13 protein-coding genes are annotated in these 15779 nt (G+C 61.3%); 11 read left to right on the top strand and 2 right to left on the bottom strand.

The annotated features are described in order from the left end of the window. Nucleotides 1–316 precede the first annotated feature (316 nt). Nucleotides 317–874, bottom strand: a complete 558-nt coding sequence (locus LOY52_RS03180) for an NUDIX hydrolase (RefSeq protein WP_258678156.1) — start codon at nucleotides 872–874, stop codon at nucleotides 317–319. A gap of 3 nt (nucleotides 875–877) precedes the next feature. After that, the gene (locus tag LOY52_RS03175) at nucleotides 878–1945 is read right to left on the bottom strand and encodes a DUF2333 family protein (protein WP_007963034.1); all 1068 of its coding nucleotides are present in this window, start codon (nucleotides 1943–1945) and stop codon (nucleotides 878–880) included. Between the two features lie 426 nt (nucleotides 1946–2371). Between LOY52_RS03175 and gcbA the strand changes: the two genes are divergently transcribed. The 11 genes from gcbA to purD all read left to right on the top strand — a co-directional run bounded on the left by gcbA (nucleotide 2372) and on the right by purD (nucleotide 15720). Then, nucleotides 2372–4042, top strand: a complete 1671-nt coding sequence (gcbA, locus tag LOY52_RS03170; RefSeq protein ID WP_027613596.1) for a diguanylate cyclase GcbA — start codon at nucleotides 2372–2374, stop codon at nucleotides 4040–4042. A gap of 51 nt (nucleotides 4043–4093) precedes the next feature. Next, the gene (locus LOY52_RS03165; protein ID WP_258678155.1) at nucleotides 4094–6040 is read left to right on the top strand and encodes a methyl-accepting chemotaxis protein; all 1947 of its coding nucleotides are present in this window, start codon (nucleotides 4094–4096) and stop codon (nucleotides 6038–6040) included. A 246-nt stretch (nucleotides 6041–6286) separates the two neighbouring features. Then, nucleotides 6287–6739 (top strand): type II 3-dehydroquinate dehydratase, encoded by a 453-nt coding sequence (gene aroQ / locus LOY52_RS03160; protein ID WP_025111759.1) that lies wholly within the window; start codon nucleotides 6287–6289, stop codon nucleotides 6737–6739. 48 nt (nucleotides 6740–6787) lie between these two features. Continuing rightward, complete coding sequence (gene accB / locus LOY52_RS03155) at nucleotides 6788–7252, top strand: acetyl-CoA carboxylase biotin carboxyl carrier protein (protein ID WP_024164417.1); 465 nt, start codon at nucleotides 6788–6790, stop codon at nucleotides 7250–7252. A gap of 17 nt (nucleotides 7253–7269) precedes the next feature. After that, the gene (accC, locus tag LOY52_RS03150; RefSeq protein WP_007961940.1) at nucleotides 7270–8628 is read left to right on the top strand and encodes an acetyl-CoA carboxylase biotin carboxylase subunit; all 1359 of its coding nucleotides are present in this window, start codon (nucleotides 7270–7272) and stop codon (nucleotides 8626–8628) included. 238 nt (nucleotides 8629–8866) lie between these two features. Next, on the top strand, nucleotides 8867–9745 hold the full coding sequence (gene prmA, locus LOY52_RS03145; RefSeq protein ID WP_247841209.1) for a 50S ribosomal protein L11 methyltransferase: 879 nt from the start codon (nucleotides 8867–8869) through the stop codon (nucleotides 9743–9745). A 30-nt stretch (nucleotides 9746–9775) separates the two neighbouring features. Beyond that, nucleotides 9776–11068, top strand: a complete 1293-nt coding sequence (locus tag LOY52_RS03140) for a DUF3426 domain-containing protein (RefSeq protein WP_258678154.1) — start codon at nucleotides 9776–9778, stop codon at nucleotides 11066–11068. A 185-nt stretch (nucleotides 11069–11253) separates the two neighbouring features. Then, nucleotides 11254–12264, top strand: a complete 1011-nt coding sequence (gene dusB / locus LOY52_RS03135; protein ID WP_007961945.1) for a tRNA dihydrouridine synthase DusB — start codon at nucleotides 11254–11256, stop codon at nucleotides 12262–12264. Continuing rightward, a complete protein-coding gene (gene fis / locus LOY52_RS03130) occupies nucleotides 12261–12581 on the top strand; it encodes a DNA-binding transcriptional regulator Fis (protein WP_003221275.1) in 321 nt (106 codons plus the stop codon). Before dusB ends, fis begins: the two co-directional genes overlap by 4 nt. Before the next feature lie 82 nt (nucleotides 12582–12663). Next, nucleotides 12664–14271, top strand: a complete 1608-nt coding sequence (purH, locus tag LOY52_RS03125) for a bifunctional phosphoribosylaminoimidazolecarboxamide formyltransferase/IMP cyclohydrolase (RefSeq protein WP_258678153.1) — start codon at nucleotides 12664–12666, stop codon at nucleotides 14269–14271. 153 nt (nucleotides 14272–14424) lie between these two features. Continuing rightward, nucleotides 14425–15720: a phosphoribosylamine--glycine ligase gene (gene purD / locus LOY52_RS03120; protein WP_258678152.1), complete on the top strand. Its 1296-nt coding sequence runs from the start codon at nucleotides 14425–14427 to the stop codon at nucleotides 15718–15720. The last annotated feature ends 59 nt before the right edge of the window (nucleotides 15721–15779 follow it).

Below are 15779 nucleotides of genomic sequence, written 5' to 3'. Positions count from 1 at the left end.
CGGCAATCCTCTTGGGAGGACAAAGACTGATCGCGACCTTGGGCAAGGTCATCGACCGCGAAGCCCCACTCAGGCAGGGGCAGCGCTACTGCACCGAAATCGTTGAACCGCTCGACTTCGACCTGTAGGAGCTGTCGAGTGCAACGAGGCTGCGATCTTTTGATCCTGATCTTCAAAGATCAAAAGATCGCAGCCTTCGGCAGCTCCTACAGGCCCGTCATCGTGCAGGCACACGTCAAACCATTCGGTGCAGCTTGAAAAGGTCGCGCAGTGTAACGGCAAAAAGCGCAATTGCTAAGAGCCAATCGGCGCCAATTTATGTGTTCTTTGCGACGCCGCTTTGTTGAGCCTTCAGATAGCGCTTCAACGCGGCCAGAGAGTCCGGGCAGTAAGGCTTTTGCTCGATTTCGCGCATCACCTGCTCGACCGGAATGAAGCGTGCTTCCAGCACTTCTTCCGGCTGCAGTTTCAGCGGGCCATCCCACACCGCGGAAAACGCCGAGCACCACAGGCGATTGCCGGTGTCCTCGAAGAAGAAATGATCGTGGGCGGTCAGTTCCACCCCGCTCACGCCCAATTCCTCTTCCAGCTCGCGGGCCGCCGACTCGGCGTAGGTCTCATCGGCCTGCACCATGCCGCCGGCCGCTACATCCCAATAACCCGGATAGATCGCCTTGCTCAGGGTGCGCCGGTGCACGCAGAGCTCACCAGCGGAATTGAACAACATGATGTAGGTGCCGCGCCCGATCAGCCCGCACTTACGCAGATCGGCCCGCACCAGGGCGCCGAGCAGGTTATCCTGCTCGTCGACCCAGGCGATCTGTTCGGCATCGGAGGCGGCGCGGTGCGCCGCCTCTTTGGCGCTATCGACCATGACTCAGCCCTGATTGAGCAGTTGACGCAGATCGATCACCGCGGCGTTGGCCCGGGAAATGTAGTTGGCCATGACCAGCGAGTGGTTGGCCAGCACGCCGAAGCCGCTGCCGTTGAGAATCATCGGGCTCCAGACCGGCTCCTGCGACGCTTCCAGCTCACGGATGATCTGACGCACGCTGACCGTGGCGTTCTTCTTCGCCAGCACATCGGCGAAATCGACTTCGATGGCGCGCAACAGGTGCGACAGCGCCCAGGCCTGACCACGCGCTTCGTAGAACACGTTGTCGATCTGCATCCAAGGGGTTTCGACGACTTCCTCGTCAACCTGCGGGACTTCGCCAACCGCCGGCACTTCGGTTTTCAGCGCGGTGTTGAGCTTGACCCGGCCGACACTGGCCGAAAGGCGTTGCGACAGCGAACCCAGACGGGTGCCGACATCGCCCAGCCAGTTGTTGAGGTTGTCGGCACGGGCGTAGAACAAGGCGTTTTTCTGCGTAGGATCAGACAGGCGCGCCTGGTAACGGCTCAGGGAGTTGATGCCTTCCTGATATTCAGATTCGCTCGACGGCAGGATCCAGCTCTTGTTGTCGAAGTTGAAACGCGGTTCGGCCTTGGCCAGGTCGGCATCTTCGGCCGACTGCGACTGCGAACGGGCGAAGTCTTTACGCAGGGCACGGGTCAGGTCACGTACCTGCACCAGCACGCCGTATTCCCAGCTCGGCGTGTTGTCCATCCACAGGCCAGGCGGGAAACGGTCGTTGGAAATATAGCCGCCCGGCTTGTTCAGCAAAGTGCCGGCGACGGTCTTGAGGGTTTCGACCGTGGTGTAGCCGACAACCATTTGCTTGCCTTCTTTCTCGGCAGCCGCCTGAGCATTTTGCGCCACCGGAAACAGCGCCGGCTCCTGGCTCCAGTACCAGCCCAGGCCGATGGTCACCAGCAGATAAATGCCGATCAACGTGGCCAGCGCGCGGCTGAACAACAGCCCGCCCACATAGCTGCGGGTGGCCGACTTCGGCTCGGCGGCACGTTCAGGCGCGCTGCCCGCGCGGTTCTTCCAGTCCAGCATGGCGATATCCTTTCAATCACTTGGGTTCAACGGTTCGACCACAACCATACAACAACGTGCCAAGCCCGGCACCCGCCATTGAAGAGAAGCAGAAAATCCACGGAAGGCCCGACATCGAACTGCGAATTCTCTAGGGGTTTCCCCGATACACCGTCACCAACATAGCCCCGAATCAGACATTTGCAGATCAGCGCCTGTGCGCAGCACAGCGTTGTGCACAAAGGCTTTTTCACCTATCGAGCAGCACGATACGCCCGGTTTTCGGGAGGCTCAGCGACGAACAGGTCCAATCCGATACCGCCCGGTCAGAAACTGAATTGTGCCGCACCGCAGATTATTGACGCACGACACTCATATAAGGGAAAAGAGGTGCTAGCATAGAGCCACCAGTCGATCTCAGCATGCGCCCTAACTAGTAGTCAGGATATGACCGAGCCAGAAGACCCCAGCCGTGAGCGCCTCAAGCACCACTTTGCCCAGCGGGTAATTCATCAGGCACGTCAGATTCTTGAGATATGGCAGCGCCTGCAACGCAGTGAGTGGTCCACCGCCGACCTCGCCGAACTGAGCGAGGCCAATCTGCGCCTGCTGCGGTTTGCCGAGCGCTTCGAGCAGCCCGAACACACGCAACTCGCGCGTCATATCGGCCAGTCGCTAGAAGCGGTGGACGCCAATCGCGGACGCCTGAGCAGTGGCCTGATCACCGATCTCAATCGCTTGATGCAGCGCCTGTCGCGCACCGGTCTGCGGCATGGCGATCAACTCGACCAGACTTTCCTGCCGCCGCTGCGCAAACCGATCTACGTCATGTTGCAGGATCACGACCGTGCCGAGCGGCTGGCCAAGCAGCTGGAGTTTTTCGGCCTTACCGCGCAGGCGCTGGACAGTGTCGCGGCGTTTCGCTCCTCGATGGTTGAGCGCCTGCCGGCCGCGATCGTCATGGACGTGGACTTCAGCGGCGCAGGCGTCGGCCTGCAACTGGCTGCCGAAGCCCAGGTCGGCCTGGAAGAACCGCTGCCGCTGCTGTTTTTCAGCCTGCACGAAACCGACACCCCGACCCGCCTCGCCGCCGTGCGCGCCGGCGGCCAGGAGTTCCTCACCGGCACCCTCGAAGCGTCGAGTCTGCTGGAGAAGATCGAAGTCCTGACCTGCGTCGCCCAGTACGAACCTTATAAAGTGCTGATCATCGACGACTCCCGCGCCCAGGCCTTGCACACCGAACGCCTGCTCAACAGCGCCGGAATCGTCACTCGCACGCTGATCGAACCGATCCAGGCGATGGCCGAACTGGCGGACTTCCAGCCGGATCTGATCATCCTCGACATGTACATGCCGGCCTGCACCGGCACCGAACTGGCCAAGGTCATCCGCCACAACGACCGCTACGTCAGCGTGCCGATCATTTACTTGTCGGCCGAGGACGATCTGGACAAGCAGCTCGACGCCATGAGCGAGGGCGGCGACGACTTCCTGACCAAACCGATCAAGCCTCGGCATCTGATTACGACTGTGCGCAACCGCGCCGCCCGCGCGCGCAATCTCAAGGCACGCATGGTCCGCGACAGCCTCACCGGCCTGTACAACCACACGCACATCCTGCAATTGCTCGAAGACTGCTCGTTCCGCGCCCGTCGCGAGAACAAGCCGCTGAGCTTTGCCATGCTCGACATCGACCACTTCAAACGGGTCAACGACAGTCACGGCCACCCGATGGGCGACCGAGTGATCAAGAGCCTGGCGCTGTTCCTCAAGCAACGCTTGCGCAAGACCGATTTCATCGGCCGTTACGGCGGCGAAGAATTCGCCATTGTCATGCCCGACACCGATATAGAAGCGGCGCACAAAGTGCTCGATGAGATCCGCCAGCGCTTCGCCGAAATCCACTATCCGGCGCAGCCGCACGATTTGTGGTGCACCTTCAGCGCCGGCGTGGTGGAAATGCACGAGGACTCCGACAGCCTGATGATGGCCAGCCAGGCCGACGAAGCGCTGTACCGCGCCAAAGGTGCCGGACGCAATCGAGTACAAACCGCGCGCGACTCAAAGCAAAGTGCCACCTTTTCATCGGAATCCACCGATTCGGTCATAACCCTGTAACAGAACCGCAATAAATTCAGGCGCTTACCATTTCTGCCGTTGGTAGCCGTCATGCGCCTGAAGTTGCTCACCAATCTCAACACTCTGCTGCTGGTCGCCGTTTGCTTGGCCCTCGGCGCGACGCTGTGGTGGTCGCAAAAAGCCCTGGAGCGTCCGTATCTGTTGATGGAGCGCTACCTCGGTCTGTCGCAGCAATTTCAGAATGACGTGGCACGCAATGTCGAGGACTACCTCGCCAGCGGCGACGCCCTGCGCCTGAGCAGCGCCAGCCAAGCCATCGACGGCCTGCAGAAGGAGCTCGGCGAACTGCCGCCGGCACTGGCCGAGACCCTGCGCCCGAGTCTGTCGAGCCTCGAAGAGTTCAGCAAAACCGACCTGCTCGCCGCCGGCAAACTGGCCGGTGATCCGCAAGCACTGCTGCTGCAAGCCGAACGCGAACTGAGCGCCAGTCTCGATCAACTCAGCACCTACGCCAATGGCAACGCGACGTACCTAACGCCGCTGCTCGTCGCTTCGCAGCACCTGGGCAAGCTGTCGCTGGCCCGCGACAAACTGGTCAGCAGCGGCCGCAGTGAACTGGCCGCCGACGTCGAGCGCGAAGTCGACAACATCCGCACCCAGGCTCAGGCCATCGACGCCCTGCCCCTGCTCGGCGTGGTCGCCAGGAATGAATCCGGCAGTGATGATTTCGCCGCGATGATGGGCATCGAAAGCACAGAAAAAGCCGCAGCCGAAGACGCCGGGGTCGGCCTCAAGCGCGAACTCAACAGCCTGCTCGGTCGCTACCCGGCGGAGTTGGCACGTACCCGCGAGCAGATCCAGAAACGCACCGACCTGAGCACCGCCACCCACCTGAAAATCGCCGCCGTGCAACAGGCCATCGCCGGACTCGAGCCGGTGGTACGTGCCCAGCACGGGCAGATCCAGAGTGAAGTGCGGCTGATGCAAGGCGTGATGATCGGCCTGATTCTGTTGATCGCACTGCTGATCGACACCTTGCAGCGACGTCTGGCGCGCACCCTGACCAACCTCGCTCCGGCGCTGTCGACCTGGGCCGAAGGCGATTTCAGTCGCGACATTCAACTGGGCAAGACCAACCGCGAACTGCATGACATCGAGGCATCGCTCAACCGCCTGCGCGCGTATCTGGTGGATCTGGTCGGGACGATTCGCGGTAATGCCGAACAGGTCGCCGGCAGCAGCCGTACGCTGGCCGAACTGAGCAACGACCTGCATACCGGTGCCGAGCATCAGGCCGGCGACACCGCACTGATCCGCGATTCGCTGGGTGAGCTTGAAGCGACGATTCAGCAGGTCGCTGGCGATGCACGGCAGGCCGCCGATGCCAGTCGCCATGCCGGACTGGCCGTCGAGCACGGACAGACCGTCATCGGCCAAAGCCTCACCGGGCTGCACGAACTGGTCGGCGAAGTCCAGGGCAACGCGCAGATGATCGAGCACCTGGCCGAAGAGTCAGCGACCATTGGCGGCGTGCTGACGGTGATCCGTTCGATTGCCGACCAGACCAACCTGCTGGCCCTGAATGCGGCGATCGAAGCGGCGCGGGCCGGGGAAATGGGCCGTGGTTTTGCAGTGGTGGCCGAAGAAGTGCGCTCACTGGCGCAACGCACGGCGGGCGCTACGGCGGAAATCCAGACGCTGATCGCCGGCCTGCAAAGTGCTGCCCGACAATCGGTCGAAGGCATGCGCGCGCAGGTCGAACACGCCGAAGCCACGGCCAGTCAGGCACAAGCGGCGGACGGCGCGCTGGATAAAATCGTCGGCGCGATCCAGACCATTTCCGACACGGCGATCCGCATCGCCGATATCACCGCGCAGCAGAGCGGCGCGGTCAGCGAAATCCGTGATCACAGCGAGCGAATTCATCAATTGGGCGGGGATAACCTGTTGCGCATCGGCGAGGGCCGTGAACAGGGCGAAAACCTGCTGGTATTGGGCGGGCAACTGCATACGGCCGTACAAGCCTTCCGCGTCTGATCACGCCCCTGTAGGAGCTGCCGAAGGCTGCGATCTTTTGATTTTTTAGAAATAAGATCAAAAGATCGCAGCCTTCGGCAGCTCCTACAGAGCGACATGAATGACCGGATCAAATCACTCAGTCACAAATTTCGCGCAAACATCGGTCATCGTGCTGGCTATTGCAGAGAACTGGACAGTCACAAAGTCTTTGCGGCATAGTCGCCGGGTTCTGACGACTGCTCATTCATAACAAGGAACATGCAGATGGCAACGCTACTGGTGCTGCACGGCCCCAACCTGAACCTGCTCGGCACCCGCGAACCCGGCACTTACGGTTCAACGACCCTGGCGCAGATCAATCAGGATCTGGAGCGCCGCGCCCGTGAAGCCGGCCATCATCTGCTGCATCTGCAAAGCAACGCCGAGTACGAATTGATCGACCGCATCCACGCTGCTCGCGGTGAAGGTGTGGATTTCATTCTGATCAATCCAGCAGCTTTTACGCACACAAGCGTCGCATTACGTGACGCGCTGCTGGGAGTGAGCATCCCATTCATCGAAGTGCATTTGTCCAACGTGCACAAGCGCGAACCTTTCCGCCATCACTCTTACTTCTCCGATGTAGCGGTGGGAGTGATCTGCGGCCTTGGCGCCAGCGGTTACCGACTGGCCCTGGAGGCCGCACTAGAGCAGCTTGAAACACAGGCAACGACTTGAACCACAAGCGTTAAACGCCCCTGACCGACCCTTGGGAGTTGATGATTCATGGATATCCGTAAAGTTAAGAAACTGATCGAATTGCTGGAAGAGTCCGGCATCGACGAGCTCGAGATCAAGGAAGGCGAAGAGTCCGTACGCATCAGCCGTCACAGCAAGACCCCGGCTCAGCAGTACTACGCTCCGGCGCCGATGCAGGCTCCGGCCGCTGCACCTGCCGCCGCTGCCGCTCCAGTGGCTGCTGCCGCTCCAGCTGCCGCTGCTGCTCCTGCACTGAACGGCACCGTGGCCCGCTCGCCAATGGTAGGCACCTTCTACCGTAAATCTTCGCCAACCTCGCCAGCCTTCGTTGAAGTCGGCCAGACCGTGAAGAAAGGCGACACCCTGTGCATCGTCGAAGCCATGAAGATGATGAACCACATCGAAGCTGAAACCAGCGGTGTGATCGAATCCATCCTCGTCGAAGACGGCCAGCCGGTTGAGTACGACCAACCGCTGTTCACCATCGTTTGAACTGCGGAGAGCCTTTGATGACTGCGAAGTTGGAAAAAGTTCTGATCGCTAACCGCGGTGAGATCGCCCTGCGGATTCTGCGTGCCTGCAAAGAGATGGGCATCAAGACCGTCGCCGTTTACTCCAAGGCCGACAAAGAGCTGATGCACCTGGGTCTGGCAGACGAATCCGTCTGCATCGGCCCGGCTTCTGCCGCTCAGTCCTACCTGCACATCCCGGCCATCATCGCTGCCGCTGAAGTGACTGGCGCTACCGCCATTCACCCAGGCTACGGTTTCCTCGCGGAAAACGCCGATTTTGCCGAGCAGGTCGAGAATTCCGGCTTCGCCTTCATCGGCCCGAAAGCCGAAACCATTCGCCTGATGGGCGACAAGGTATCGGCCAAGCACGCGATGATCGAAGCTGGCGTGCCTACCGTTCCAGGTTCCGACGGCCCGCTGCCGGAAGACGAAGAAACGGCGCTGCGCATCGGTCGTGAAGTCGGCTACCCGGTGATCATCAAGGCCGCCGGCGGCGGTGGTGGTCGCGGCATGCGCGTGGTGCACAAGGAAGAAGACCTGATCGCCTCGGCGAAACTGACCCGCTCCGAAGCTGGCGCGGCGTTCGGCAACCCGATGGTCTATCTGGAAAAATTCCTGACCAACCCGCGTCACGTCGAAGTTCAGGTACTGTCCGACGGCCAGGGTCACGCGATCCATCTGGGCGACCGCGATTGCTCGCTGCAACGCCGTCACCAGAAAGTTCTCGAAGAAGCGCCGGCACCGGGCATCGACGAGCAGGCCCGCCAGGAAGTTCTGGCTCGCTGCGTCAAGGCGTGCATCGACATCGGCTACCGTGGCGCTGGTACCTTCGAGTTCCTGTACGAGAACGGTCGTTTCTACTTCATCGAAATGAACACCCGTGTTCAGGTGGAGCACCCGGTTTCGGAAATGGTCACCGGTATCGACATCGTCAAGGAGATGCTCAGCATCGCCGCTGGCAACAAGCTGTCGTTCACTCAGGATGACGTGGTTATCCGCGGTCACTCGCTGGAATGCCGGATCAACGCTGAAGACCCGAAAACCTTCATGCCGAGCCCGGGCACGGTCAAGCATTTCCACGCCCCAGGTGGCAACGGCGTTCGCGTCGATTCGCACTTGTACAGCGGTTATGCGGTTCCGCCGAACTACGACTCGCTGATCGGCAAACTGATCACTTACGGCGCCACCCGCGACGAAGCCATGGCGCGCATGCGCAATGCCCTGGACGAAATCGTGGTGGACGGGATCAAGACCAACATCCCGCTGCACCGTGATCTGACCCGCGACGAAGGCTTCTGCAAAGGGGGCGTGAACATTCACTACCTCGAGCACAAGCTGGCTGGCGAGAAGCACTAAGCTTCAAGTCCGCACCAGACAAGGCCGCCTTCGGGCGGCTTTGTTGCTTCTGCAGCAAAGTGAAAAGATCGCAGCCTGCGGCAGCTCCTACATTGGAATGCAAACTCCTGTAGGAGCTGCCGAAGGCTGCGATCTTTTGATCTTCAAGCATGTTCGTGTTCTGCCGCGCGCTCGCGTAAACTTGCGCGCTTCTCGCTGGCCGCTAGGCTGCAATCATATTTTTTCAAAGGTGCCCGCCATGCCTTGGCTGCAAGTACGTCTCGCCATCAGCCCGGAACAAGCCGAAACCTACGAAGACGCTTTCCTTGAAGTCGGCGCCGTTTCGGTGACCTTCATGGACGCCGAAGATCAGCCGATCTTCGAGCCGGAACTCAACACCACCCCACTGTGGGCGCACACGCACCTGCTGGCCCTGTTCGAAGGCGGCACCGAGCCTGCGCCGGTGCTGGCGCACCTGGAACTGCTGACCGGCAGTCCGTTGCCGGAGCATCACAGCGAAGTCATCGAAGACCAGGACTGGGAACGCAGCTGGATGGACGGTTTCCAGCCAATGCGTTTCGGTCAGCGCCTGTGGATCGTGCCGAGCTGGCACGCCGCGCCCGAGCCTGACGCGGTCAATCTGTTGCTGGATCCGGGCCTGGCGTTCGGCACCGGCACCCACCCGACCACCGCCCTGTGCCTGGAATGGCTCGACGGTCAGGACCTGAAAGACTGCAACGTGCTGGACTTCGGCTGCGGCTCGGGAATTCTGGCGATCGCCGCCCTGCTGCTCGGCGCGAAAGAAGCCGTCGGCACCGACATCGACGTGCAGGCGCTGGAGGCCTCGCGCGACAACGCCGGGCGCAACAATATTGCCGACGAGCTGTTCCCGCTGTACCTGCCGGAAGATCTGCCGCAGGTCAAAGCCGACGTGCTGGTCGCCAACATTCTGGCCGGCCCGCTGGTTTCCCTGGCGCCACAACTGTCCAGCCTGGTGAAAACCGGCGGTCGCCTGGCGCTGTCAGGCATCCTCGCCGAACAAGGTGAAGAAGTCGCCGCCGCCTATGCGCAGGACTTCGATCTCGACCCGATCGCCAATCGCGATGGCTGGGTGCGTATCACCGGCCGTCGGCGCTAGAATGACCGCCTGCATAAACCGGATCGCCGCATGACCGACAGCTTCGTCACCCAGTGCCCGCATTGCCAAACCAGCTTCCGCGTCAGCCATGCTCAGTTGAGCGTGGCCCGCGGAGTGGTTCGCTGTGGCTCCTGCCTGCAGGTGTTCAATGCCGCCAAACAGCTGCTGGAACAACATGCCGGCAAGGAAGCGGTCACCCCGGTGGCGCCGGCCATTGTCCAGCCAGCACTGTCTCAGCCGGTGGTCAGCGAGCCGCCGCCGGTGGTCGAAGCGCCCGTCAACGACGAACCGCCCGCGCCGCGCGCCATCAGCCAGAAGCAATGGAGCGCCAGCGAGCTGGATCTGGACAGCCTCGACCTGGATGAAGAACTGGCCCGCCTCGAACAACGGGAAATCCAGCCGACCACCGAATTCGGTCGTCAGCGCGAAGAATCCCTGAGCGCCCGCCGCGACAGCCCTGAAGCCGATGAAACGGAGTGGCGCGACAGCCTGTTCAGCGCACGTGACGATGAACGTCTGCCCGAGCCCGAAGATGACGTCGAGCCAGATGCCGTCGAACCGGAACCGCTAAACACCGCGCGCACCGAGCCTTCGTTGTCGCTGGAGCCGGTGGATCTGGATGACGAGCCGCCGATCCCGCAACTGCGCCTGCACGACCCGGTCGATCCGAATGCCCGCCGTGAACGCCTGTCGGCCAACATCGAGCCGGACGATGACGAGTTGCCATCGGTCGAACCGCTGCGCAAAAAACGTCAACGTGCCGAACCCGGCGTGCGCGCCGAAGTGCTGCAGGATCTGACTGACGATCCGCTGCAACTGGACTGGCAGAAGCGCCGCTCGCCCTGGGGCCGACGCCTGCTCTGGGGCCTGCTGGTGCTGTTGGCCGCCGCCGGTCTGGCAGGTCAGTACATCGCCTATCACTTCGATGAACTGGCGCGCCAGGATCAGTACCGCCCGTGGTTCCAGCAGTTCTGCCCGCAGATCGGCTGCACGGTGCCGTCCAAGGTCGACATCGGCAAAATCAAAAGCAGCAATCTGGTGGTGCGCAGCCATCCGGAATTCAGCGGGGCGTTGGTGGTGGATGCGATCATCTACAACCGTGCGACATTCTCCCAGCCGTTTCCGCTACTGGAACTGCGCTTCGCCGACCTCAACGGTCATCTGATTGCCAGTCGTCGCTTCAAACCCGGCGAATACCTCAACGGCGACCTTGAAGGCATGGCGGAAATGCCGCCACAGACGCCGATCCACATCGCGCTGGATATCCTCGATCCAGGCCCCAAAGCGGTGAATTACAGCCTGAGTTTCCACTCGCCCGAGTGAGTCGCTTCATCGCTTCAGGTTTGACGGCAGTTTTCTGACTTCGCCCGCGCTTACCAAACCGCTGGTAATAACAGAATAACTGTTCAGATTTTGTTCAATTCAGCCTTTATCCAGTCATCGAGAGCGGGTATCATGCCAACCCTTTTTCGAACTCTCATGATCCGGCCCCACTTCAGGGAAGTCCTATGTCGGCGGTACGCATCGGCCCATATACATTGCAGAACGGTTTGATTCTCGCCCCGATGGCGGGCGTCACCGACCAGCCCTTTCGTCAGCTGTGCAAGCGTTTGGGCGCAGGGCTTGTAGTCTCGGAAATGGTCACCAGTGACATGAGCCTGTGGAATACCCGCAAGTCGCGCATGCGCATGATCCACGAAGGCGATCCCGAGCCACGCTCGGTGCAGATTGCCGGTGGCGATGCGCAGATGCTGGCGGACGCGGCACGGGCCAACGTCGAACTGGGCGCACAGATTATTGATATCAACATGGGTTGCCCGGCAAAGAAGGTCTGCAACAAGGCCGCCGGCTCCGCGTTATTGAAAGACGAAGCACTGGTGACCGAGATCCTGCAGGCCGTCGTCGCTGCAGTGGATGTGCCGGTGACCCTGAAGATCCGCACCGGATGGGATCGCGACAACAAGAACGGCCTGACTGTGGCGAAGATCGCCGAGCAGGCCGGGATCACCGCGCTGGCAGTGCATGGCCGCACTCGCGCCGATCTGTACACCGGCGAGGCCGAGTACGACACGATTGCCGCGATCAAGCAGGCGGTGTCGATTCCGGTGTTTGCCAATGGCGATATCGATTCACCGGAAAAGGCCCGTTACGTGCTTGACGCGACCGGTGCCGATGGCCTGCTGATAGGCCGGGCTGCCCAGGGGCGGCCATGGATTTTTCGCGAGATCGAACACTTCCTGCGTACCGGCGAGAAATTGCCGGCGCCGGAGCTGAGCGAAGTGGAACGCATCCTGCTGGAGCATCTGGCCGCACTTCACGCCTTCTATGGGGATGTGATGGGCGTGCGTATTGCCCGCAAGCATGTGGGCTGGTATCTCGCAACCTTGCCGGGCGCCAGGGAGTTTCGCGCCCACTTCAATCGTTTGGATGGTACGGAAACACAATGCGCCAACGTTCGGGAGTTCTTCGCCGAACGTTACAAGAGCCTGACAGGGGACGAAGAAGGGGTGGCCGCATGACGATGATGACCGAGACTTTAGTGAGTGGAACAGCACCCGTGAGCGACAACGTGAATTTGAAACAGCACCTCAATACCCCGAGCGAAGAAGGTCAGACCCTTCGCGGGAGTGTCGAGAAGGCGCTGCACAATTATTTCGCCCACCTTGAGGGCGCGTCCGTCACGGATGTGTACAACCTGGTGCTCTCCGAAGTCGAGGCTCCCCTGCTCGAAAGCGTGATGAACTACGTCAAGGGCAACCAGACCAAGGCCAGTGAGCTGCTGGGACTCAACCGCGGCACGCTGCGCAAGAAACTCAAGCAGTACGATCTGCTGTAAGCATTCAATCAAACCAGAAAGGCGCCCGCGTAAAACCGGTCGCCTTTTTTGCTGACTTCCTTTGCTTTTGATGGAAATTGAGATGACCGACCAGACTACCCGCCTGCCGATCCGCCGCGCCTTGATCAGCGTTTCCGACAAGACCGGGATCCTCGAATTCGCCAAGGAGCTTGAAGCCCTCGGCGTCGAGATCCTCTCCACCGGCGGGACGTTCAAGCTGCTGCGCGACAACGGTGTTGCCGCAGTGGAAGTCGCGGATTACACCGGTTTCGCGGAAATGATGGACGGTCGGGTGAAAACCCTGCACCCGAAAATCCACGGCGGAATCCTCGGTCGTCGCGGTATCGACGACGCGATCATGAACGAGCACGGCATCAAGCCGATCGACCTGGTTGCGGTCAACCTGTACCCGTTCGAAGCCACCATCAACAAGCCAGGCTGCGACCTGCCGACCGCGATCGAGAACATCGACATCGGTGGCCCGACCATGGTTCGTTCGGCAGCGAAAAACCATAAAGACGTGGCGATCGTGGTGAATGCCAGCGATTACGCCAATGTTCTGCAAAACCTCAAGGCCGGCGGCCTGACCTACGCTCAGCGTTTCGACCTGATGCTCAAGGCGTTCGAACACACCGCCGCCTACGACGGCATGATCGCCAACTACATGGGCACCGTGAGTCAGGCTGCCGACGTACTGAGCACCGAAGGTCGCAGCGAATTCCCGCGCACCTTCAACAGCCAGTTCATCAAGGCTCAGGAAATGCGCTACGGCGAAAACCCGCACCAGAGCGCGGCGTTCTACGTGGAAGCCAAGCCTGCCGAAGTCGGCATCGCCACCGCGACCCAACTGCAAGGCAAAGAGCTGTCGTACAACAACGTGGCCGACACCGACGCCGCGCTGGAATGCGTAAAAAGCTTCGTCAAGCCGGCCTGCGTGATCGTCAAGCACGCCAACCCGTGCGGCGTGGCCGTAAGCCCGGACGCCGAGGGCGGCATTCGTCAGGCCTACGAACTGGCCTACGCCACCGACACCGAGTCGGCCTTCGGCGGCATCATCGCCTTCAACCGTGAACTGGATGCCGAGACCGCCAAGGCGATCGTCGAGCGTCAGTTCGTGGAAGTGATCATCGCGCCAAGCGTCAGCGCAGAAGCTCGCGCCATCGTCGCCGCCAAAGCCAACGTGCGCCTGCTGGCCTGTGGCGAGTGGTCGGCGGATCGCGCTGCGGCCTGGGACTACAAGCGCGTCAACGGTGGCCTGCTGGTGCAGAGCCGCGACATCGGCATGATCGGCGCCGACGACCTGAAAGTGGTGACCCAGCGCGCACCGACCGAACAGGAAATCCACGACCTGATCTTCGCCTGGAAAGTCGCCAAGTACGTCAAGTCCAACGCCATTGTCTACGCCAAGAACCGTCAGACCATCGGTGTCGGCGCCGGCCAGATGAGCCGCGTAAACTCTGCGCGTATCGCCGCGATCAAGGCTGAGCACGCCGGTCTGCAGGTTGCCGGGTCGGTGATGGCGTCGGATGCGTTCTTCCCGTTCCGCGACGGTCTGGACAACGCAGCCAAGGTCGGTATCACGGCAGTGATCCAGCCGGGTGGCTCGATGCGTGATGCTGAAGTGATTGCTGCCGCTGACGAAGCCGGCATCGCCATGGTCTTTACGGGCATGCGCCACTTCCGTCACTGATACACCGCTCCCTCTGTGTAGGAGCTGCCGCAGGCTGCGATCTTTTGATCTTGATGTTGAAAGCCAAGAGCAAAAGATCGCAGCCTTCGGCAGCGCCTACAGGTTCAGTCCACAGAGGTTTGGTAGCGCCCCACAGAATTTGAGGTTTTTGAAATGAATGTTTTGATCATTGGCAGCGGTGGCCGTGAACACGCCCTGGCCTGGAAAGTGGCTCAGGATCCGCGCGTGCAGAAGGTTTTCGTCGCGCCGGGCAACGCCGGTACCGCGATTGAAGCCAAGTGCGAAAACGTCGCCATCGACGTGCTGGCCCTTGAGCAACTGGCCGATTTTGCCGAGAGAAACGTTTCCCTGACCATCGTCGGCCCGGAAGTGCCGCTGGTGGCTGGCGTGGTCGATCTGTTCCGCTCCCGTGGCCTGGACTGCTTCGGCCCGACCGCCGGTGCTGCGCAACTGGAAGGGTCGAAAGCCTTCACCAAGGATTTCCTCGCGCGTCACAAGATCCCGACCGCCGACTACCAGAACTTCACTGAAATCGATCCGGCCCTGGCTTACCTGCGGGAAAAAGGCGCACCGATCGTGATCAAGGCCGATGGCCTGGCCGCCGGTAAAGGCGTGATCGTTGCCATGACCCTGGCCGAAGCCGAAGACGCCGTGCGCGACATGCTCGCCGGCAACGCCTTCGGCGACGCCGGTTCGCGCGTGGTGATCGAAGAATTCCTCGACGGCGAAGAAGCTTCGTTCATCGTCATGGTCGACGGCAAAAACGTCCTGCCGATGGCCACCAGCCAGGACCATAAACGTGTTGGCGACGGCGACAGCGGCCCGAACACCGGCGGCATGGGTGCCTACTCCCCTGCCCCGGTGGTCACCGCCGACGTGCACCAGCGCGTGATGGACCAGGTGATCTGGCCGACCGTGCGCGGCATGGCCGAAGAAGGCAACGTCTACACCGGCTTCCTGTACGCCGGTCTGATGATCGACAAGGCCGGCAACCCGAAAGTCATTGAATTCAACTGCCGCTTCGGTGACCCGGAGACCCAACCAGTGATGCTGCGTCTGCAGTCGAGCCTGGTGCTGCTGGTCGAAGCCGCTCTGGCGCAAGCGCTGGACAAGGTTGAAGCACAGTGGGATCCACGCCCGAGCGTCGGCATCGTGTTGGCCGCCGGCGGCTACCCGGGCGACTACGCCAAGGGCGCGGTGATCAACGGTCTGGACGCAGCCGCAGGCCTGGAAGGCAAAGTCTTCCACGCCGGTACTGCCCTGAAAGATGGCAAGGTGGTGACGGCCGGTGGTCGCGTACTCTGCGCCACCGCCATGGGCGCCAGCGTCAGCGAAGCGCAGCAGCAAGCTTACAAGCTGGCCGCCGCCATCGACTGGGAAGGCTGCTTCTACCGCAAGGACATTGGCTACCGCGCCATTGCCCGTGAACGTGGCGAAACCCAGGAATAAGCTGTCCTTCAAGTCCGGCGCGGGATGCAGTCCCTCGCCGGGCTGTTCCGCCGCCGCGC

The sequence above is a fragment of the Pseudomonas sp. B21-051 genome (assembly GCF_024748795.1).
GTDB classification, from domain to species: Bacteria; Pseudomonadota; Gammaproteobacteria; order Pseudomonadales; family Pseudomonadaceae; genus Aquipseudomonas; species Aquipseudomonas putida_A.
This window is presented reverse-complemented; position numbering and strand designations above follow the sequence as displayed.